Raw genomic sequence first — 21,013 nt, 5'->3', positions numbered from 1 at the left:
AGATTATAAGTAAAACTTTTTTTAAGGTTTCTGTAACCTTGTAGGTTTAAATATCAAGGTTTTTTAACTTTGCAACTTAATTAAATTGAGATTCCTACTTTGGTAGGAAAATATATATGTCTAGAGACGAACAGTTAAAACAACGATGGGAACTTTTGGTTAACAAGCTGTCTGTGCAGTTTGCTGATGGCGACACGTTAGATTTAGATGCCATAATATACCTTATTGGCGTTCAGGAATTAGGACAAATACACCGTCGTTTTAAAAAAGACCACAAACTAGATTTGATGCATATTGCCATATGTAGGTTGTTAGAACCTTATGGGTATTATGAATTTGATTTTTTTGATGACGATGGTTGGCCACATTATAAAGTAAAAGAACAATTGCCTCACCTTAAAGCAGGTGAGCAAAGTATTTTAATGAAAGAAGCCATTGTCAATTATTTTTTGGAAGCTGAGTTTATTGAATAGATTTACTAAATTTGCACTCATTTTATTGATATCATGATAGACAAGATTAAAGCGCTTATTGCTGAAGCAGAAGCATTCAAAGCTGAAACTAAAGATGAAGTTGAAGCATTTAGAATTAAATACCTTGGAAAAAAAGGGTTGCTTAATGATTATTTTAAAGAATTTAAAAATGTAGCTAACGACCAGAAAAAAGAATTTGGTCAAGTTATCAATGCTTTAAAAAAGACTGCTGAAGATAAAGTAAACGCTTTAAAAGAAGAGTTAGAGAGTAAAGAAGAAGATAAAGGTATTTATGGTGATTTGTCTCGTCCTGGAGAACCTATTGAAATAGGTGCGCGTCATCCAATATCTATTGTAAAAAATCAGATTATTGATATCTTTTCGCGTATTGGGTTTAATGTAAGCGAAGGTCCAGAAATTGAAGACGATTGGCACAATTTTACAGCGTTGAACTTGCCAGAATACCATCCAGCACGTGATATGCAGGATACGTTTTTTATTCAAACCAATCCAGATATCTTATTGCGTACGCATACCAGTTCGGTACAAGTGCGTTATATGGAAAACAATAAACCACCAATTCGAACTATTTCACCAGGTCGTGTTTACAGAAACGAAGCTATATCTGCGCGTTCTCACTGCTTTTTTCATCAAGTAGAAGGTTTGTATATAGATAAAGATGTAAGTTTTGCTGACCTTAAGCAAACGCTTCAATATTTCACCACTGAAATGTTTGGAAAAAGTAAAATACGTTTACGTCCGTCGTATTTCCCGTTTACAGAACCAAGTGCAGAAGTAGATGTGTATTGGGGACTTGAAACGGAAGTAGATTACCGTATTACAAAAGGAACAGGTTGGTTAGAAATTATGGGTTGCGGTATGGTAGATCCAAATGTGTTAGAAAACTGTGGTATAGATTCTAAAGAATATTCAGGGTTTGCATTTGGTATGGGAATAGACCGTATTGCTATGCTACTACACCAAATAGGTGATATCCGTTTATTAAGCGAAAATGATGTGCGCTTTTTAGAGCAGTTTAAGTCTTCGATTTAAAATTTAGGGATTGGTTGCGTAAAATCTGATGGATTTCCTATGAAGAAATCGGAAGTAATGAATTATATACGTTGTTGAAGTTGTTTGTGAATTTCTAGTTGCTATGCTCAGCAATTAATATTTTATTTTTAAACTCTCTTCTTTCCTTCTCATTAAGTTTGAAACTAGGTGTAAATATTTGATTTTCCTGAGTAATAAGTATGAAAAAGTAATTTGAAATTGACATTGATGATATTACGTCGTAAGAACAAGAATAACTCAGATGTTCAATTTCCGAATTGATTAATCCATTTAAAATTTCGAAAGCTTTTTTCTTCGTATTATCGTTTTCCAATTCGCTGATTAATCCAATTAACTTAATTGTCGTATTCTTATCTAATTTAAGTTTGAGAATTTCCTCTGATTTTAAATTTGATTTCAAGAAAGAGATATTTTCAGACCAAGATTCGCAGAACTGATAAACAAGTTTTCGCGTTGTATCATTCTCTTTTCTTATTACAATCCGAGATTCTTGACTTTTGACTCTAATTAATTCCAAGATGGAATCCTTCTTAGTTTGCGATGTAACTAATAAAGGTAGAATAATTAGTATAAAAGTGAATTTTCTCAAATTACTTATAACGATTTGTGTTTAGTTTCGTTGCGTGAAAATCCGCAGCAATGAGCTGTACACGTTGTTGCCCACAGTATTTTTTAGTATTCCAATTTTAGAATTTCGCCTTGTTCTGTCAATGGATGAATATTATCTACCTTATCCCAATTCTCTTTAGCGCTTGGTATTTGTTCGGGATACAGATGGTAAACATAATACATATCTGCATCAATGTCTATCTTCTGTTCTTTAGCATTTTTTAAAATCCAATATGGGACGAATGCCCAATCAATATTTTTAATTTTTCCAATTGTTTGAGGTTCTGTTGTGTCGCCAGATAAATACATCCGTTTTCCGTGCCACGTTATCAGAAATGAATAGTGTCTGAAATTAATTCCAAAAACCTTATGTTCAGTCTTAAATGCCTCAATCTCAAAATTATCCAAAGTTTCGTTTAATTTTTCTAATTCTGAAATGTTTGAAACACCATAAGTCTGTCCACCTTTTTCTTTCATCACTTTCTTTAGATTCTTTTTAGAGTAATGGTCAGAGTGTTTATGTGTAAAAATGAAAATTGAGTTTTCTTTAATACTATCTAATTCCGATTCTTTAAATTCCATATATCCGTGAGCTCCAGATTTGTATGGAAAATCAATATAGAAATTTGTGATACCATCTGTCATATGAAGTCCGCAATTTCCTATAAATTCAATTTGAATTTCTTTTGTCTGTGAAAATCCAAAAGCTGTAATTAGGCTAAAAATCAGAGTAAAAATTTTATTCATATCCGTGGTTTTATATTGTGCTTACACGTTGTTGACAAACGTTTTTATTTTTTAAGGAATTATATAACTTAATCCGTAAAAATATACGATTCCGATTATTATAATCCCGAAATAATTCATTTTCAGTTTTGTTCGTTTTAAGTCAGTCCAAATTGTTTTTAATTTTTCTTTTTCAGATGAAACAACTTTGGTGTTCGCTAAAAAGTCTCCGATTCTTCTTTCCGGGTTAAAAAATCCAACTATAACTTCTATTGGCCAAGCAACGCATATTGTAAAATTCCGCACGAAACATTGTAATTCAGTCGCAGGTTTTTCCGTTTTTCTGTCGATGACTTGATAGCCCATTATTCTTTTCGCAGGACTTTTAGCATTGAAAAAGTCTTTATTGTAGTATACAAAGATTATCAAGACCCAAACATAGAAACTCATTCCGTCTATCAATTTAAATCCGAGTTTTTCAGATGCTATAGCAAATACAATCGCAATCGGAATTATCAAAATACACATTAAAAAATGGTCTAATAGCATTGCTGAAATTCTATGAAAACTAGGACTTCGATTTGCTAAATTGTCAAACATTTCGATTGATAAAATTCCGCTATGATTTTCTGTGTTTTTCGTCATTCTCAAATGTTTGCCAACGGTTTGGCTATGGTTTCGTTGCGTGAAAATCCGCGAGGATTTTCCGCCGTAAACCGAAGATAGCAAATTGCAATGAATTCCGATTAGGAATTCAGCCGCAATGAGCTATACACGTTGTTGTAGCACGTTTTTTTATTCCATATTATACTTAAAAATAGGTAAATCAATTTTGTCAATATTAACTTCATTCACGAAATAAAATTGATTTCCCCAATTATTGTCCCAAGCTAAAACTCCGTAAGTTTTATTAAACAAAATCGGTCCGACTCCATCCATAATCGGTTCTGTCAGTTCGTATTTGTCAAAATTAAATTCAGTCCGATAATTGTCAGATTCCACCACGTTGAATTTGTCAGGTCCAAAATATAGATTTGAATTTAGTTTATTAAATCGGAAAGCTATATTTCTGGTCGAATCTTTAAGATTTTTATACTTAAAAATTCTAACACTATCTCTTTCCAATATTTTCAATTCGTAATCCGTTTTAGTTTTCAAGGAATCAAATTCGTAAACATATAAAATCCGATTTACGATTTTAATTCCGTCATCTTTATTTAAATCCGTATTCGCCCTTTTTCCCATTGAAGTTGCAATGAAAATGGTTATTGCAATTAGTGCTAAACTTGCAATTCCGACGAGAATTAATAATATGTTCCAGATTTTTTTCAAATGTGCTACAACGTGTTTGTGTATGGCTCGTTGCGGAAAATCAGCAATGATTTTCCGCCGTAAACCAAAGATAGCAAAATTGCAATGAATTCCGATTAGGAATTCAGCCGCAATGAGCTATACACGTTGTTGGCAGTAGTTTTTATTGATTCAAATATTCAGTTATTTTATCGTGTAATTTACAATATTCAGCTACTAAATCTTCAATTGACCTTTCTTTCATTAATCCACTTGAATTCATATACCTGACTCGACTTGGAAAGTCATATTTTTTCGAGATATTATTTTGACTAACTGTTAAAGACATTGGCTTTTGTATTGAAACGTGTGCAAAATAGTTTCTAATAGCATTTAGTTTTTGTAAATCTCCTATAATTGAATCATTGAAGGAACGAATATTTTTTAGAATTTTATATTTTCCTCCCATATTAATAACTGAACTATTCATCATTATTTGAATGAATTCAGACCTTTCTTTCGGTGAAAAATAATTTGTAATTAAAAGATTTATTTTTAATTCTATTTCATTTGTTTTTTCAATTATCCAACCTCTTAACTCTTCATTGTTTTTTTCTAACGGTTTTTCTTTTTCTATCAATTTTCGTTTCTTTTTATAAGTCAGTTTTCTGTCATTTAACAATCAGCTGCGATTATCAAATTTGGTTTTTCTCCGACTTCAATTTTTCTGTAATTGACGAAAGCTCCACATTCTAAAATTGCGTTTAATAATTCAGGCGCATTTTCTTTTAAGTATTTTCCGTTTTCGATTTCCAGTAGAGTAGGTTTGTCAGTCAGTTCGTCAACACAGTCAATCCAAGCATTCATATTTTCCCCGTAATAATCTGGGAAGTTCATTTCTTTCTTAAATTCAGAGTGGAATGTTTTCCAATTTTTTAGTTTTTTTCCCTTAATTCTGAATGTTTGCATTTCGTCTCTCAAATTACTGGCAACGGTTTTGTGTATGATTAGTGGCGTGTTTAAGTACCTAATTTAGCAAATAAAAACCGAATAGAAAATCCGCGAGGATTTTCGTAAGTAGGCTTGAACAAGCCAATTAATTATACACGGTGTTGCCATACGTTTTTTATTTTTTCACACGTTTTAAATTCCGTATCGCATAGAATTCAAATCCGTCTATTGGTTTCAATTTCCGCCTTTTTATTCGGTAACTTATGGTCGAATTAATTTCAGTCCATTTTTTGTCCGATTTACTTTCTTTTTCTAGTTTTAAATTCAGAATTAGAGTGTCGTTTTCAATTTTCCATTCTCCTTTTAATTCCGAGTATATTATTTCGTGATAGTGATAGAATTTTGTCCGATGAAAAGTTCTGTTTTTGTAAAGTACTAAACTGTCAGAGTCCACATAATTCCATTTAATTCCGCTTCCAATTTTCGATTTAGTTTTTTCTTTTTTATATACATATTCAGAGTGGATTTCCTGTGAAACCACAAAGTTGGTCAGAAGACCAAAAATCAATATTAGAACTGTTTTTCTCAAATGTATGGCAACAATTGGATATACGTATTACGTATATTCATACTATATGTCTAAGATAGCAAATCTTTTATTCAGCCAAAGATTAATTTCTATATCAATATTGAGGTCACGTTTAAAAGTTGTAATTATTTCCTCTAAACTTATTGAATATAGTTCCTCAAAAAATCAAACCGTTTACTCCCTCAACGTTTCTTGAAACAATTTAAAAATGCGTCGATACTCATCACTCCAGCTAGAGCTTTCTACAAAGCCATGACCTTCTAGAGGAAATACAGCTAATTCCCAGTTTTCTTTTTTCAGTTCAATTAAACGTTGTGATAGTCTTACCACATCCTGAAAATGTACGTTAGTATCTATCATACCATGTAGCATCAATAAGTTGCCTTTTAAACCATCGGCAAAATAAATTGGTGAACTTTGTTGGTAGGCTTTTGGGTCTTCAACAGGTGTGTTTAAAATATTTGCGGTATAGCCATGGTTGTAATGTGCCCAATCGGTCACTGAGCGTAAAGCTGCACCACTTTTAAAAGTATCAGGATACTTAAACATAGCCATAAGCGTTATAAAACCACCATAAGAACCACCATAAATTCCTAGTTTATCTGGTGAAACACCATGTTCTTCAACCAGGTATTTTGCACCATCAATTTGGTCGTTAAGGTCTTTTCCTCCCATGTGACGGTAAATAGCTGTTCTCCAATCTCTACCATAACCTTTACTTGCTCTAAAATCTATAGCTAAAACAGTGTATCCATTATCGGTTAAAATATTATGGAACATGTATTCTCTATAATAAGACGACCACCAATTATGAACGTTTTGTAAGTATCCTGCACCATGAACAAAAATTACTGCTGCACCATTGTTTTTGTCAGGACTAGGCTTGTAAAGTGTTGCTGGTACTTGTGCGCCATCTCTAGCGGTAAAGTTTATAATTTCGGCTTCAGTCCAGTTGTAGGATTTAAAAGCATCGGTTGTAGACTCAGTAAGTTGTGTCATTTTTGCACCAGCTTTGTTATCCATAACATACAATTCCCAAGGTTTATTGGTGTACGAATATCTTACAGCCAGCTTACTTTCGTCTGGTGAAACAGAAACTTCATGACCACCTTTTTGAGATGTGATTTGTACCATTTTTCCACCTTTTACTGGTAGGTGATAAAAATGATTTTGATGCGCACTTTCTTTATTACTAATGATGTAAAAGGTTTTTTTGTCTTTAGAAAGTGTTACTTGCTGAATTTCAAAATTACCTTCGGTAAGTGCTTTTATTTTTCCTGAATTTACATTGGCAGTGTACAAGTGTGCATATCCTGTTTTTTCTGATTTAAACCAAATAGTAGTATTGTCAATCCACTCAACAACACCATTGGCAAACCAACCTATTTCTGGTCCACCAATCCAAGCATCGTCATGTTGATGATCGATAAGTTTTAAGTTTCCGTTGCTAAGGTCTACAAGCATAATCCAACGGTCTTTATAATCTTGCGAAGTAATGTTTACCACAGCTTTTCCATCTTGCGAAAACACAGGAGAATCTACATAAACAGGTCTTGGGTTTTCGTATTCAGGATTGTAATCTTCAGTAGTTTTGGCATAGTCTTTTAAAAATGCAGGTTTGTTTTTAATACCTTCAATGGTTTCGGTTTTTAGTTGGTGTGTTTCTCCAGTTTTTAAGTTTAAAACCCAAGCTTCGGTAGTGTATTGAGGTCCACCAACTTTTGCACGAGCGTTAAGATCTGTAGTGTAACCACTATCAGTAACATAATCTGGTACTATAGTGTTTTTATCGTTTGCAGGACTGTAAAGTCTATAAATAGCGTAATCTAAATTTGGAGAAAGGTCAATATCAAAAAGGCTTTTATCTCCTATATAAACTGCTTCAGGACGGTTAAACTGTCTTTGTTCTCTACGGTAACTGCTGGCATCACTTTCGTTTTTACGTTTTTGCAGAATGTCAAAATGTGCCAATTGGTCATCGTAAAGCCATTGGTCTTGCGCGTTGCGTTTACTTTCAGGACGCTCGTTTCCGCTTTTAAAATTAGTAAGTTGGGTAATGCTTCCATCTGCAATTGTCCATTGAAAAAGGTTATTGTCTTGTTGGTAAACAATGTGTTTTTGGTCTCCCGAAAACATTGGGTTAGACTCTCTGTTTATAGTATTGGTAATTTGTCGTTTACTAAAGTTAGACGTATTAAGTAAAAAGAGGTCTCCTCCTTTTTCGTAAACGCTCCATTTACCGTCTTTTGAGAGCGCTCCAGCATTACTGCGTTGTTTTTCGTCTTCAAAAGAAAGTGCTTCTATTTTTTGCGTGTTGATATTTACTTTAAAGTTAGAACGAATGGTGTCGTTATTAGGATTCCAACTGAAATAAATGTCTTTGCTATCGTCTGACCAACTAATATTTGTTGGTAAATAACCTACAAAGTCTTCGCCTTGCATAATTTGGTCAATAGTAAGAGGAGAATTGTTGTTGGTTTGTGCTGTAGAAAAGGAAGAAACAAATAGAATAATTAGGGCAGAGAAAACGTGTTTCATTGTATTTTTTTAAAGTAATTTATCTATTCACATTTTAGACTTAATTCGTCAATTCGAGTAAATTTCAGGATTGAAATGAGTGAAATTTGTATCGAGAATAAGAAATAGTTCTCGATACTATTTTTCGTTTCTCAAAATCACTCGAACTGACAACCTTGTCTTTTTTTAATAAAAAATGCACAATAGATAGTATTGTGTTAATTTTGCGTCTAATTTAAAGGTTTTCTGTAGAAGCAAGAAATAAGATGAAAAAAGATATTGAAATCCCAGAGGTGGAAGGTGTTTATATAGCAGTAGTAAACGAGTTTAATGATGTTTACAAAACCCAAGACTGGAATGCATATATTATTAATGATAAAGACCAAGACCTAGATGTGGTTTTAATTGTTACTAATGGATATTCTGACCAAAAAATAACATCTACATTTAGAAAAAAGATAGATAAGCTACCTGCAAAAAGCTATGCTAAAATTGAATTGTTACAAGAGGAGCTTTTTGCACTTAACAATCAGTTTAAAGTTACTTTTTTTGAAGGTAATACTATGTTTGAAAAAACCTATGTGTTTAGAAAAAATACTATTAATGAACGTGCCTTACAAGCTATTCCGTTAATGAAAGTAAAAGGGGTTTTAAAAAAATAAGCCTCGTTTTAAACAAGGCTTATTTTAAAAGGTAATTATGCAGCTTTAATATGCTGATTAATGGTGTTTACCCAAGTATTGGAAAATTGAATTTCTCCATCTAACATAAAACCATCTTCATTATCAAAAACGGTTAGTTTTTGATGTTCTTTATTAGAGAGATTAAAACAAATATCAATAGTACTTATTGATTGTGTTTTGCTTTTTTCTTCATTAATATAACAATAGTTAGCTTGTTTTAAGTCTACAATTGTTGTTTCGTTGTTTTTAACAAATAATACCTTTCGGTTTGTTTTATCAATACCAATGGTATTTGTATTTAAAGTTTCAAATTCATCAATTTGAATGTTGTGTTCTAACGCAATAGTTTTAAATGTTGCTATTGTTTGCTTTTGCTTCTTTTTTCTAGAAAAGTATATAAACGCATAAGGCATACAACATAATAGAGCTATTGCAACTCCTATTATAGTGCTGTTTGTATTCATTGTTATTTTAAAATAAGTGTGTAATAAATTACTGCTAATTAGCTTTTAAAGCTGGCAGTGTTTAAATTTTAAATGCAGTAAAATGTGTTTACCAATGCGTATGGAAAGGGAAAATAATATCAATAGCTCTAAAGGGAACTATGGTTTTATTATAGTGTTTAAACTGAACAGTACTTGTTAAGGCATGGTGTAAACTAAACGCCTTGTTTTGAATATATGTAGAGTTTTTAAACCCTAAAGGTGAAGGTCCAGTTCTTGAGTCTGAAAGAAAAACAACATTGGTTTCAATGCTGCTTGCTAAAAGTGCAGGTTTTGAAGGTGAAGTAACTGTTTCTTTTTCAGCTTTAGAAAAAAGCAATACCGAATCGGTTATAGTTTTTTCAGGGACAGCAGTCGATGAAAAACTATAACTAAATAAGGAGCAAGCTAATAAAAGAAAAGATACTAACTTTTTCATGGCACAAATGTAACTTAAAGAATTGAGGTGTAAAGATTAAATACGTTAATATTAATCTAATTTTTCGGTCAATTTTTTAAATACTTTTTTAGGATTTTTACCTTCATATAGTATTTCGTAAACCGAGTTTACAATAGGTAAACGTGTTTTCTTTTTATTTTTTTCGTTCAATAAATGTGCACTTTTTGTGGCATAGTAACCTTCGGCAACCATGTTCATTTCCATTTGAGCCGATTTTACAGTGTAGCCTTTACCAATCATGTTACCAAACATTCGGTTTCTAGAAAATGTAGAATATCCTGTAACCAACAAATCTCCTAAATAGGCAGAGTTATTGATGTTGCGTTTCATTTTGTGCATTTTTTTAATAAAACGCTTCATTTCTCTTATGGCATTACTCATCAATACACTTTGGAAATTATCACCATAACCTAAACCATGTGCTATACCAGCAGCAATAGCGTAAATGTTTTTAAGCATTACAGCATATTCGGTACCAATAACGTCGTCGCTAATTTTGGTTTGTATGTAATCGCTAGAGAGCTTATCAGCAATGTCCTGTGCTTTTTTACTGTCAGCACAAGAAATGGTTAGGTACGATAATCGTTCTAAAGCGACTTCTTCTGCATGACAAGGACCAGCAATTACAGCAATGTTTTCAAAAGGAATATGGTAAATATCATGAAAATGTTCACCTACCAATAAACCAGATTCAGGAATAATACCTTTTACAGCCGAAACAATGGTCTTTTTAGTAATATCTACAGTGAGTTTCTCTAATTCAGAATGCATAAAAGCCGAAGGCACTACAAAAATAAGTACATCAGCATAATTAGCCATTTCATTAATGTCGTTGCTTAGCTTTAATTGGTTTATATCAAACTCAACCGAACTTAAATAACTTGGGTTGTGTTCTTCTTTAAGCAAATGCTCTTTTATGTAAACACTACGCATGTACCATCCAACTTCATCAAGATTTTCGCATAGCATTTTTACAATAGCAGTGGCCCAACTTCCTGAACCAAAAACAGCATATTTTAAAGGGTTGTTCATATAATTATTTTCAAATTCTATATTCAAAAATACACAAAATATAAGTCTTTAAGGTTAACATTGTATAAAGCACAACTAATTTTTGGCACGCGTTTTGAAACCTTAAAATTATTAACCCTAAAATTGTTGGATTATGAAGACTATAAAATTATTCTTAACACTTGCTTTTACAGCAACTTTATTGACGTCTTGTTACAGAGAAGAAGTTATTGTTGATAACTATAATAATACACCAACAATTTCATTACATCAATTATTGAGCTCGTATGAATTGTGGTATGTAGATATTAACCAAACTATAGGTTATGGCGAAACACCATTTTTACAAATAGCATTTACAGTTTCGTTTAGAAATGGAGTAATGTATGCTAACAACAACCTAGTTGGTTTTGGTAACCAAGGTAACGGTTTTGGAATTCCAGTAGCAGATTATGATGCTTATAATATGATATTGGATGTGTACCACGATATTGATGGTTACGAAACTTTTGATGTATACCAAATAGATAATAATACCATTGAGCTTTACAATCCGTTTAATGACACCTCATATTTTTTACATGGTTACCAACGTAGTACGTTTGATTATGACTATGTGTTTTATGACAATATCCACTATTTTCTTCAAGAGTATGAAGCTTGGGAAAAGACCTATACAAGTCAACAAGGAATGCTAAATGAGTTTGATAATGAAAATTATCTTCAGTTTTTAGCTGGTGGAAATGATTCAGAGTTTAGAAGTTCTCAAGACGTAAATGTCTCAAACCCAAACAATATTTATTGGGATTATACAGGTGTTTATGGAGTAGGAGACATTTCAAATAACATGTATCTAAAAACATTAACATTAGATTATGATTATTTTGACAATGAATACTTTGAATTAAGCGTTTTAAATGATGCAACTATAGAGCTGTACCATCCATCCTCTGGAACAATTTATGAATTTACAGGTAATGGATACATACAATTTATGAGAGAAGCAAATGCAGAAGGAAGAATGGTTAAACAAACCAATGAAGCGAAAAAACGTAAACAAAAAACAGATAAAAAAGAGAACCCAAGAGAAAATACAAGGAGCTAAATTTTGGTTGGTTATTTAGTTTCCATAGCGCTCAACTAGATAGTTCTAGTTGAGCGTTTTCTTTTTGATTTTTATGTGACTTTAAGGAGATATTGTGTGTCATATATATGAAGATTTGTTTACATTTTAATTACTAACATTAATTGGATTTAAAACATATTTTTTTAAACTTTACAAGAAACAATAACTATTAACACTTAAACATTATAATTATGGGTTTATTTTCATTCATTAAAAATGCTGGAGCAAAAGTTTTTGGCATAGGAAAAACAGATGCAGAAGAAGCTGCTGAAGCGGCAGAGGCAGCAGCTGAGGCAAAACTAAAAGCAGAAACTGCAGCAGCAGGCAAGCTAGAAGAAACAATTTCTGATTTGCAATTAAAAGTAGAGAATTTAAAAGTACATATTAACGACGATTTAGCTACTATTTCAGGTATGGCTTATGACCAAGCAACAAAAGAAAAAGTAGTATTAGTTGTAGGTAATACTGAAGGTATTGCAACTGTTGATGACCAAATGACTGTTGAGCATGTAGAGCCAGAAGCTCAGTTTCATACAGTTGTAAGTGGAGACACTTTAGGTAAAATTGCTAAAAAATTCTATGGAAATGCTATGAAGTATCCTGTGATTTTTGAAGCTAATAAACCAATGCTTAAAGATCCTGATTTAATTTACCCAGGACAAGTATTGCGTATTCCGCATTTAGACTAAGCATAATACTCATACATAAAAAAAGCCAACGCAATTACGTTGGCTTTTTTTATACAGTATATTAAAGTATTATTTCAAAAGCGTTATTAGTGCTTCAACATCATAAGGTTTTGCTGTAATGGTTTTGTTTTTATCCAAAACAAAATACGAAGGTGTTGACCCAACACCATAGGCATTAGAAATTGGGTTGTCCCATTTTCCTAAACCAAGCACATGGATAAAATCAGGATAATTAGCAATTTGTTTTTGCCAGTTCGTATTCTCATCTTCTAAACCAACAGCAATGACTTTGTAATCAGGTTTTGAAGCCATTAATTGTTTTAACTTAGGAAGTTCTTCCAAGCAATGACCACAAGTGCTGCTCCAAAAAACAACAATGTAATGCTCTGCATTATTTAAATCGTGTAATGAAGTGGTTGTAGTTGTTCCATTTTTAGAAATAGCGATATCGAAATTATGCGCTTTTTTCCCTATTGAATTATTTTTGTAAACACTAATGTATTCAGCGAGTTGGTCATTGTGAGTTGCTTTTGCCAAATCAAAAAGGTACTTGTCAGTAATTGCATTGGCAACATCGTCATTTTGTAAGGTTGAAAAACGATGCCAAATCAGCTCCAATAACGATACTTTTACAGTAGCATCAACACCATTCATATACGACATTAAAGTGTCAATATCTTTTAAATGAGTTTCGTTACTAGTACTTGCCGACATACCAAAAACATAAGCCAAAACTCTATCAGTTAAAAAATCAGAACTTTGCAACAACACACTTTTAAAATCTACATGTTTTAAATAAGATGCTTTAAGGTTTGCAGAGTAAGTAGAGATGTCTTCATACTCTGTTGGTACGTATGGCCTATTGGCAACAATAAATACATTTGCCATTGTCCCTTTTGAGGCATCTTCAAAAGCAGTTTGAGTGTCTTTTAAGGTTTTAAAAATATCTTTAAACGCTTTTTTGTCGGTACTTTCTTGAGTGTAAAAATTGCTAATTGTCATGTTTACCAATTCCATACTTTTGGTATAAGACGACCACAATTTATTTTCGTTTGAAGCTGTAAACTCTAAGCCTTTGTCATCACTATAGGTAAATGAAATATCTTCTTTTCCGTTGTAGATAAAGTCAAAATTATTTTCTTCAGGAGGTAAGGCATACACTATTTTATAGATTCCTGGACCAGTAGTAGAATCAAAAGAAATACTGAAATCACCTTTTTCATCAAGTTCAGCTCTATCTATATAGTTTGAACCTGTTGGTGTAGAATGGTATAAAAAGGCATAAGTATAATCTGTTACTGGTTGAAAATTTCCTTCAATTTTATGTTGTGAAACCATTAAAAAAGGACATAAAACTGCAAGTATAAATAGTTTTTTCATGTGTTTTTAGTTTTCAAAATAAGTACCAATTATCAAGCCAAAATAGGCTTTAAAGCAGCTAAAGCTTGATGAACTGATTTTATATTATCAAATGTAAGCAATAATCGTAAACCATTTCTGGTTTGCTTTTCTTTCATCTTACAGGCTTTTGGGTGTGTTTGTGCAAATTGTAACACTTTGGTAAATCCGCTACTTTGATAAAAACCACTTTGTTGATCGTTAATAAAATAACCTACAAGTTTACCGTGTTTCATCACCACTTTTTCTAAACCAATTTTTGTCGCAATCCATTTTATACGAACACTGTTTATTAAGTCGATAACTTGGGTTGGTAACTCACCAAAACGGTCTATAATTTCTGATTCAAATTTATCTAACTCAGCTTCGGTTTTAATATCGTTTAACTTGGTGTACAGGTTTAAACGTTCGGCAATGTTATTGACATAATCATCAGGGAACAAGAGTTCAAAATCACTATCAATAGTAATGTCTTTTACATAGTCTCGTTCTTTACCTTCGTCTTTGTATAAATCTTTAAACTCGTTTTCTTTTAATTCATCAATAGCTTCGTTTAATATTTTTTGATAGGTATCAAAACCTATATCATTTATAAAGCCACTTTGTTCGCCTCCTAATAAATCTCCAGCGCCTCTAATTTCGAGGTCTTTCATGGCAATATTAAATCCGCTACCTAATTCGGTAAACTGCTCTAAGGCAGTAATACGTTTTCTAGCATCATTAGTCATAGCCGAATATTCTGGAGTAACAAAATAGCAAAATGCTTTTTTGTTGCTTCGTCCTACACGACCACGCATTTGGTGTAAATCACTCAACCCAAAGTTATTGGCATTGTTTATAAAAATGGTGTTGGCGTTTGGTACATCTAATCCACTTTCAACAATGGTTGTACTTACAAGAACATCAAAATCGCCATTCATAAACCCTAACATAAGTTGCTCTAGTTTTTTACCATCCATTTGTCCATGACCAATACCAATTTTAGCATCAGGTACTAAACGCTGAATCATACCAGCCACTTCTTTAATATTTTCAATACGATTATGAATGAAGAAAATTTGACCACCACGTTGTATTTCATAAGTTACAGCATCTCTTATGGTTTCTTCGTTAAACCTGATTACGTGACTTTCAATAGGATATCTGTTTGGTGGAGGAGTTGTAATAACCGATAAATCCCTTGCAGCCATTAAACTAAACTGAAGCGTTCTAGGTATAGGTGTTGCTGTGAGTGTGAGCACATCAACATTATCTTTAATGGTTTTTAATTTTTCTTTTACTGCAACACCAAATTTTTGTTCTTCATCAACAATAAGCAATCCTAAATCCTTAAAGCTTACATTTTTATTAACCAATTGATGTGTGCCAATAATGATATCTACACCTCCTTTTGATAGGTTTTCTAAGGTTTCACGTTTTTCCTTTGCAGTTCTAAAACGGTTGAGGTAATCAACAGTTACAGGAAAATCTTTTAAACGCTCTTTAAACGTTCTATAATGCTGATAAGCCAAAATAGTTGTAGGCACTAAAACCGCTACTTGCTTACCGTTGTCTACAGCTTTAAAAGCAGCTCTTATGGCAACTTCGGTTTTACCAAAACCTACATCACCACAAACTAATCTGTCCATAGGACGCTCGCTTTCCATATCTGCTTTTATATCAGCAGTTGCAGTACTTTGGTCTGGTGTATCTTCATAAATAAACGATGCTTCTAGCTCGTGTTGCATATAGCTATCAGGATTGTATTGATAGCCTTTTTCTAGCTTTCGCTTAGCGTACAGGTTTATAAGGTTAAAAGCAATTTCTTTGACTTTAGACTTGGTCTTTTGTTTAAGGGTTTTCCATGCTTTGCTTCCTAGTTTGTATACTTTTGGAGGTTTCCCGTCTTTACCATTAAACTTGGTAATTTTATGTAGCGAATGAATGCTTAAATACAACACATCACGTTCGCCATAAATAAGCTTTATGGCTTCTTGTTTTTTTCCTTCAACATCAATTTTTTGTAATCCTCCAAATTTCCCAATACCATGATCAATATGGGTTACATAGTCGCCAATGTCTAAATTGGTAAGTTCTTTTAAGGTAATAGCTTGCTTTTTAGCATAACCATTTTTAAGATGAAACTTATGATAGCGTTCAAAAATTTGATGGTCTGTATAACAGGTTATTTTAGCATCATGGTCAACAAAACCTTGAAATAAAGACAACACAATGGTTTGATAGTGTACTTCTTGTTCTATACTTCGACTGCGCTCAGCACTAGCATCTTCAAAAATATCATGAAAACGTTTGGCTTGTTGCTCACTTACACAAGCAATATAGTTGGTGTAACCTTTATTATGATTTGAGTTTAAATCATCAATTAACAGATTAAATTGCTTATTGAATGATGGCTGAGGTGACGTGTTAAACGTAATAGCACTGTTACTTTCAGACGCATTACTAAAGAAAGCTTCTGAGCCAAATTCTACTAAAGTAAACTCTAATAATTGTTTTTTAAGCAATGCCGAATTGCAAAACAGCTCTTCAGGTTCAGCATGTTTAATGTCTTTTGAAAGGTTTTGGAAAGCGTCTTCGGCTTTACTAAAAAAGTCATCAATTCTTGAAAACAGAAGGTTAGTGTTTTTAGCAAACACTACTGTTTTTTGAGCAATGTATTTAAAAAAACTTTGTCTAGTTTCTTCTAAAAATTTATTGGCAACATTGGGTATAATGTTGATTTTTTTAACCTGTTCGGTTGAGAGTTGAGTTTCTACATCAAAGGTTCTAATGCTGTCTACTTCATCACCAAAAAACTCAATACGATAAGGCTCGTCGTGCGAAAATGAAAACACATCTACAATTCCACCACGTACCGAAAATTCTCCAGGTTCGGTTACAAAATCAACACGTTTAAATTTATATTCAAAAAGAACTTCGTTTACAAAATCGATAGATAAGTTATCATTAACCTTAATTTTTAAGGTGTTTTTTTCTAGCTCTCTTCGGGTAACTACTTTTTCAAATAAAGCATCAGGATAGGTCACAATAACTGCAGGCTTTTTTTGCGAGTTAATGCGGTTTAAAACCTCTGCACGTAAAAGCACGTTAGCATTATCGGTTTCTTCAATTTGATAAGGTCTTCTATAGCTACCTGGATAAAACAAAACGTCTTTATCATTGAGCATCAATTCTAAATCGTTAAGGTAAAAGGCAGCTTCTTCCTTATCATTAAAAACCAGTAAAAAGGGTTTGTCTGCTTGTTTAAAAACTTCTGTAATTACAAAAGATAAAGAGGAACCAATAAGTCCTTTAAGGTGTGTTTTACTTTGGGATTGGGCAATAGCAGTCTGCAGATTTTGCGTTTGCAAAGTCTGTGCATAGGTTTGCGAGAGGATGGATTTACTCAAGACAATGTATTTTGTGGTGCAAATATAAAATTTTGTGACTTAGTTTATGTTTAAAAACTATTAATAAATAGTATATTTACTCTAAGTGTATTTTATTTAAAATTAAGGAAGAAGTCAACCTTTTTATTAGTCTTTTATGATTAAAAAAAGAAAAATAATATGTAGGTTTGCACGACTTTAAAAAACAAGAATATATGTCAATTTCAGATTTATTTGATAGTGGTTTTAGAAAACGTAATGAAGACCATTTTGCAGCCATAGTAAGAGTTGCAATGAGTGACGGAATTATCACTGATGGAGAACGTGCTTTTTTAGATAGATTAGCTAGAAATTTAGATATTAGTGATAGCGATTATAAGCAAATATTAAAAGACTATAAAACGCATCCTATTAACCCTCCAACATCTTACGATAGACGTTTAGAGCGTTTGTACGATTTGGCACGTATGGTATGGGTTGACCATATGGAAACAGAAGATCAGGTTATTATGCTTGAAAAACTTTGTGTTGGTCTTGGATTTAGAGCAGACAACGCTAAGTATGTTACCGATAAAGCGTTAAGCTTAGTACATGAAGGTGTTGATATTGATACTTTTATGGATGAAATTAAAACAATGAATAGATAATATTCAGTAGTTATAAAAAAAGAAAAGCGAACAATTTTGTTCGCTTTTTTTATGTTTAATTTTCAGCATTCCTCATAAATTCTTCGGCTTTTTCAACCATGTTTTTACTACCACATATAAACGGTACACGTTGGTGGAGTTCAGTTGGTTCAATGTCCATAATTCTATTAAAACCATCACTTGCTTTCCCGTTAGCTTGTTCAGCTAAAAAAGCCATTGGGTTACATTCATAGAGTAAGCGTAGTTTTCCGTTTGAGTTTTTAGAACTTTTAGGATACATGTAAATGCCACCTTTAATCATGTTTCTATGAAAATCAGAAACTAAAGAACCAATATATCTACTAGTGTAAGGTCTGTCGCCTTCTTCCATTTGGCAGTATTTGATGTAGTTTTTAATGCCTTGAGGGAAGTGAATATAATTTCCTTCGTTAACAGAGTAAATTCTACCATCAAGTGGAAATTGCATGTTTGGATGCGATAAATAAAATGTACCAATTGCTGGGTTTAAAGTAAAGCCATTAACGCCATCACCTGTAGTGTAAACCAACATGGTTGAAGTACCATAAACCACATATCCAGCTGCAACTTGCTGACTTCCTTTTTGAAGAAAATCGTCAATGGTTACAGGAGTTCCAACAGGAGTAATACGTCTGTAAACCGAAAAAATAGTACCTACAGAAACATTAACATCAATATTTGAAGAACCATCAAGAGGATCGATTAAAACCACATACTTGTTTTGGTTGTTTTCATCCTGACTGTTTATAGATACATAGTCATCTTCCTCTTCACTGGCAATACCACAAACAATATTTCTATTGGTTAAGGTTTGGATAAATTTTTCATTGGCATACACATCTAGTTTTTGTTGATCTTCACCTTGAATATTTGTTTCGCCAGCAGCTCCAATAATATCAACCAAACCAGCTTTGTTTACTTCATGGTTTACAACTTTAGCAGCTAATCTTACGGAGTTAATTAATCTTGAAAGTTCTCCTGAAGAGTATTTAAATGAAGCTTGGTTTTCAATAATAAATTCTCCTAAAGTTTGATTTTTTTGAGACATGAAGTGTGTGTTGATTGTTTGTACAAATATCTTATTTTTTACGATAACTACAACGTTTTCGTGTAAGTTTATATAATATAATCCTTAAGTTTAGGTTATCTTTGAGTATCAAAAATTAGGTTATGGAATTTACTATTCGATCTGCAAATAAAACTGATATGCCTCAAGTACTTGAGCTCATAAACGAATTAGCGGTTTATGAAAAAGAACCTGATGCTGTTGAAATAACGGTTAACGATCTTGAAAATTACGGCTTTGGCAACCAACCTTCGTTTCATTGTTTTGTAGCTGAAGCAGAAAAAAATATTGCTGGTATAGCATTGGTGTACACTCGATTTTCAACATGGAAAGGTAAAGTTTTGCACCTTGAAGATTTAATAGTAAAGCAAGATAAAAGAGGTTATGGTTTAGGAGGAGCGTTGCTGGATGAAGTGGTTAAATATGGTCAAAAGTTAAATGTAAAACGTGTGAGTTGGGAGGTGCTAGATTGGAATGAGCCTGCAATTGATTTTTATGAAAAAAAAGGAGCGAATGTAATGAGAGATTGGGACGTAGTACATCTAGATGAACAAGCCATTAAAAATTATATTTCAAAACTATAGCATGCAGGTATTTAAGTTTGGAGGAGCATCAGTAAAAGATGCTGAAGGTGTTAAAAACCTAGTAAAAGTATTACAAAATGTAGGTTATAAAAATACGCTGGTAGTTATATCAGCAATGGGAAAAACCACTAATGCTTTAGAAGTAGTTATTGGCAATTACTTTAATAATCCTAGTGAGTTACAAAGTTCTATTCAAGATGTTCGAAAATTTCACAATGCTATACTTTTAGATTTGTTTGATAATGAACAACATGTTGTTTTTAAAAAAGTAGCAAACCTATTTGATGAATTATCATTGTTTTTTGATAGAAATAAATCTCCAGACTACAACTTTGTGTACGATCAAACTATAGGTTATGGCGAGTTGGTTTCTACCACAATTGTTGGCGAATACTTAAATGCTTCAGGGATTAAAAACACTTGGTTAGATGTTCGCGACTACATAAAAACGGATAACTATTATAGAAGAGCTAATGTTGATTGGGAAGCGACTCAAACCAATATTACAAAACAGTTTCAAAACAATGTCTTAAACATTACACAAGGATTTTTAGGTAGCGATGCCAACAATTTTACGACAACTTTAGGTCGAGAAGGAAGCGATTACACAGCAGCTATTTTTGCCTATTGTTTAAATGCTGAAAGTGTTACCATCTGGAAAGACGTATCAGGAGTTTTAAATGCTGATCCTCGTTATTTTGAAAACGCACAGCTACTCAATACCATTTCCTATAAAGAAGCTATTGAGCTAGCGTTTTATGGAGCTTCAGTAATTCACCCAAAAACCTTACAACCATTACAGCGAAAGGAAATTCCTTTACATGTAAAGTCGTTTTTAAATCCAAATAACAACGGAACCACAGTATGCAAAACCAGTGGTATTGAGCCTAATACTCCGTGTTTTATTGTTAAAAAAGGGCAAGTGCTCATTTCGTTATCATCATTAGATTTTTCTTATATCGTAGAAGAAAATATCAGTGATATATTCAATTTATTGCATCAGTACAAAATGAAAGTAGATGTCATACAAAACTCTGCTATTAGTTTTTCGGTGTGCGTTGATGATGGCTATCGCAACCTAGAAACCTTATTGCAGCATTTAAAAGCAAAATTTAAAGTTAATTGTACCGAAAACGTATCTTTATACACCATCAGGCATTATAATGAGGTTGCAATTAACCAATTGGAGCAAGATAAAGAGGTGTTATTAAAGCAATTAACACAAGAAACCGTTCAAATAGTTACTAAATAA

At 32.6% G+C, this 21,013-nt stretch carries 22 protein-coding genes; 8 read left to right on the top strand and 14 right to left on the bottom strand.

Features of this window, described 5'->3' with window-relative positions:
• Positions 1-116 precede the first annotated feature (116 nt).
• Both ABD011_RS00905 and pheS read left to right on the top strand, forming a co-directional pair.
• The gene (locus tag ABD011_RS00905; protein WP_129760841.1) at positions 117-473 is read left to right on the top strand and encodes a hypothetical protein; all 357 of its coding nucleotides are present in this window, start codon (positions 117-119) and stop codon (positions 471-473) included.
• A gap of 33 nt (positions 474-506) precedes the next feature.
• Positions 507-1,526 carry a phenylalanine--tRNA ligase subunit alpha gene (gene pheS / locus ABD011_RS00900; protein WP_129760842.1) on the top strand — a complete coding sequence of 340 codons (1,020 nt, stop codon included), beginning with the start codon at positions 507-509 and terminating at the stop codon, positions 1,524-1,526.
• 94 nt (positions 1,527-1,620) lie between these two features.
• Here the strand turns inward: pheS and ABD011_RS00895 are convergent, their stop codons facing one another.
• The 8 genes from ABD011_RS00895 to ABD011_RS00860 all read right to left on the bottom strand — a co-directional run bounded on the left by ABD011_RS00895 (position 1,621) and on the right by ABD011_RS00860 (position 8,250).
• The gene (locus tag ABD011_RS00895) at positions 1,621-2,064 is read right to left on the bottom strand and encodes a hypothetical protein (RefSeq protein ID WP_343795129.1); all 444 of its coding nucleotides are present in this window, start codon (positions 2,062-2,064) and stop codon (positions 1,621-1,623) included.
• Between the two features lie 155 nt (positions 2,065-2,219).
• The gene (locus tag ABD011_RS00890) at positions 2,220-2,801 is read right to left on the bottom strand and encodes an MBL fold metallo-hydrolase (RefSeq protein WP_343795128.1); all 582 of its coding nucleotides are present in this window, start codon (positions 2,799-2,801) and stop codon (positions 2,220-2,222) included.
• Between the two features lie 153 nt (positions 2,802-2,954).
• Positions 2,955-3,527 carry an RDD family protein gene (locus ABD011_RS00885; RefSeq protein WP_343795127.1) on the bottom strand — a complete coding sequence of 191 codons (573 nt, stop codon included), beginning with the start codon at positions 3,525-3,527 and terminating at the stop codon, positions 2,955-2,957.
• 150 nt (positions 3,528-3,677) lie between these two features.
• Complete coding sequence (locus ABD011_RS00880) at positions 3,678-4,214, bottom strand: hypothetical protein (protein WP_343795126.1); 537 nt, start codon at positions 4,212-4,214, stop codon at positions 3,678-3,680.
• A gap of 142 nt (positions 4,215-4,356) precedes the next feature.
• Entirely contained in the window at positions 4,357-4,812 is a 456-nt protein-coding gene (locus tag ABD011_RS00875; protein WP_343795125.1) for a hypothetical protein, read from the bottom strand.
• Positions 4,813-4,847: 35 nt separating this feature from the next.
• Positions 4,848-5,153, bottom strand: coding sequence for a barstar family protein (locus ABD011_RS00870; protein WP_343795124.1), 306 nt, complete (start codon positions 5,151-5,153; stop codon positions 4,848-4,850).
• Positions 5,154-5,298: 145 nt separating this feature from the next.
• On the bottom strand, positions 5,299-5,691 hold the full coding sequence (locus ABD011_RS00865) for a hypothetical protein (RefSeq protein ID WP_343795123.1): 393 nt from the start codon (positions 5,689-5,691) through the stop codon (positions 5,299-5,301).
• Between the two features lie 195 nt (positions 5,692-5,886).
• Positions 5,887-8,250 (bottom strand): alpha/beta fold hydrolase, encoded by a 2,364-nt coding sequence (locus ABD011_RS00860; protein ID WP_343795122.1) that lies wholly within the window; start codon positions 8,248-8,250, stop codon positions 5,887-5,889.
• Positions 8,251-8,495: 245 nt separating this feature from the next.
• Between ABD011_RS00860 and ABD011_RS00855 the strand changes: the two genes are divergently transcribed.
• Positions 8,496-8,891 (top strand): hypothetical protein, encoded by a 396-nt coding sequence (locus tag ABD011_RS00855; protein ID WP_129760847.1) that lies wholly within the window; start codon positions 8,496-8,498, stop codon positions 8,889-8,891.
• A gap of 35 nt (positions 8,892-8,926) precedes the next feature.
• Here ABD011_RS00855 and ABD011_RS00850 read toward each other — a convergent pair whose 3' ends face one another.
• From ABD011_RS00850 to ABD011_RS00840, 3 genes are all read right to left on the bottom strand, one after another.
• Positions 8,927-9,376, bottom strand: coding sequence for a hypothetical protein (locus ABD011_RS00850; protein ID WP_131508693.1), 450 nt, complete (start codon positions 9,374-9,376; stop codon positions 8,927-8,929).
• Between the two features lie 88 nt (positions 9,377-9,464).
• Positions 9,465-9,833, bottom strand: coding sequence for a hypothetical protein (locus ABD011_RS00845; RefSeq protein ID WP_131508695.1), 369 nt, complete (start codon positions 9,831-9,833; stop codon positions 9,465-9,467).
• 51 nt (positions 9,834-9,884) lie between these two features.
• Positions 9,885-10,886 carry an NAD(P)H-dependent glycerol-3-phosphate dehydrogenase gene (locus ABD011_RS00840; RefSeq protein ID WP_134200555.1) on the bottom strand — a complete coding sequence of 334 codons (1,002 nt, stop codon included), beginning with the start codon at positions 10,884-10,886 and terminating at the stop codon, positions 9,885-9,887.
• Between the two features lie 133 nt (positions 10,887-11,019).
• Between ABD011_RS00840 and ABD011_RS00835 the strand changes: the two genes are divergently transcribed.
• Entirely contained in the window at positions 11,020-11,970 is a 951-nt protein-coding gene (locus tag ABD011_RS00835; protein WP_131508697.1) for a nicotinic acid mononucleotide adenyltransferase, read from the top strand.
• 212 nt (positions 11,971-12,182) lie between these two features.
• Complete coding sequence (gene lysM, locus ABD011_RS00830; protein WP_129760852.1) at positions 12,183-12,680, top strand: peptidoglycan-binding protein LysM; 498 nt, start codon at positions 12,183-12,185, stop codon at positions 12,678-12,680.
• 69 nt (positions 12,681-12,749) lie between these two features.
• On the opposite strand, the gene ABD011_RS00825 is transcribed toward lysM, so the two are convergent.
• Both ABD011_RS00825 and mfd read right to left on the bottom strand, forming a co-directional pair.
• Positions 12,750-14,060 (bottom strand): TlpA family protein disulfide reductase, encoded by a 1,311-nt coding sequence (locus ABD011_RS00825; RefSeq protein ID WP_343795121.1) that lies wholly within the window; start codon positions 14,058-14,060, stop codon positions 12,750-12,752.
• A 32-nt stretch (positions 14,061-14,092) separates the two neighbouring features.
• Complete coding sequence (gene mfd, locus ABD011_RS00820; RefSeq protein ID WP_343795120.1) at positions 14,093-17,467, bottom strand: transcription-repair coupling factor; 3,375 nt, start codon at positions 17,465-17,467, stop codon at positions 14,093-14,095.
• 194 nt (positions 17,468-17,661) lie between these two features.
• Here mfd and ABD011_RS00815 point away from each other — a divergent pair, with 194 nt between their 5' ends.
• Positions 17,662-18,093 (top strand): tellurite resistance TerB family protein, encoded by a 432-nt coding sequence (locus ABD011_RS00815; protein WP_129760855.1) that lies wholly within the window; start codon positions 17,662-17,664, stop codon positions 18,091-18,093.
• A gap of 55 nt (positions 18,094-18,148) precedes the next feature.
• Here ABD011_RS00815 and fbp read toward each other — a convergent pair whose 3' ends face one another.
• The gene (gene fbp, locus ABD011_RS00810) at positions 18,149-19,159 is read right to left on the bottom strand and encodes a class 1 fructose-bisphosphatase (RefSeq protein ID WP_343795119.1); all 1,011 of its coding nucleotides are present in this window, start codon (positions 19,157-19,159) and stop codon (positions 18,149-18,151) included.
• 122 nt (positions 19,160-19,281) lie between these two features.
• Between fbp and ABD011_RS00805 the strand changes: the two genes are divergently transcribed.
• Complete coding sequence (locus ABD011_RS00805) at positions 19,282-19,761, top strand: GNAT family N-acetyltransferase (RefSeq protein WP_335972670.1); 480 nt, start codon at positions 19,282-19,284, stop codon at positions 19,759-19,761.
• Position 19,762: 1 nt separating this feature from the next.
• Complete coding sequence (locus ABD011_RS00800) at positions 19,763-21,013, top strand: aspartate kinase (protein ID WP_343795118.1); 1,251 nt, start codon at positions 19,763-19,765, stop codon at positions 21,011-21,013.

Source organism: Gaetbulibacter jejuensis (genome assembly GCF_039524015.1).
Taxonomy (GTDB): domain Bacteria; phylum Bacteroidota; class Bacteroidia; order Flavobacteriales; family Flavobacteriaceae; genus Gaetbulibacter_B; species Gaetbulibacter_B jejuensis.
The sequence above is the reverse complement of the archived record's forward strand: the minus strand, read 5'-3'. Positions and strand labels throughout refer to the sequence as shown.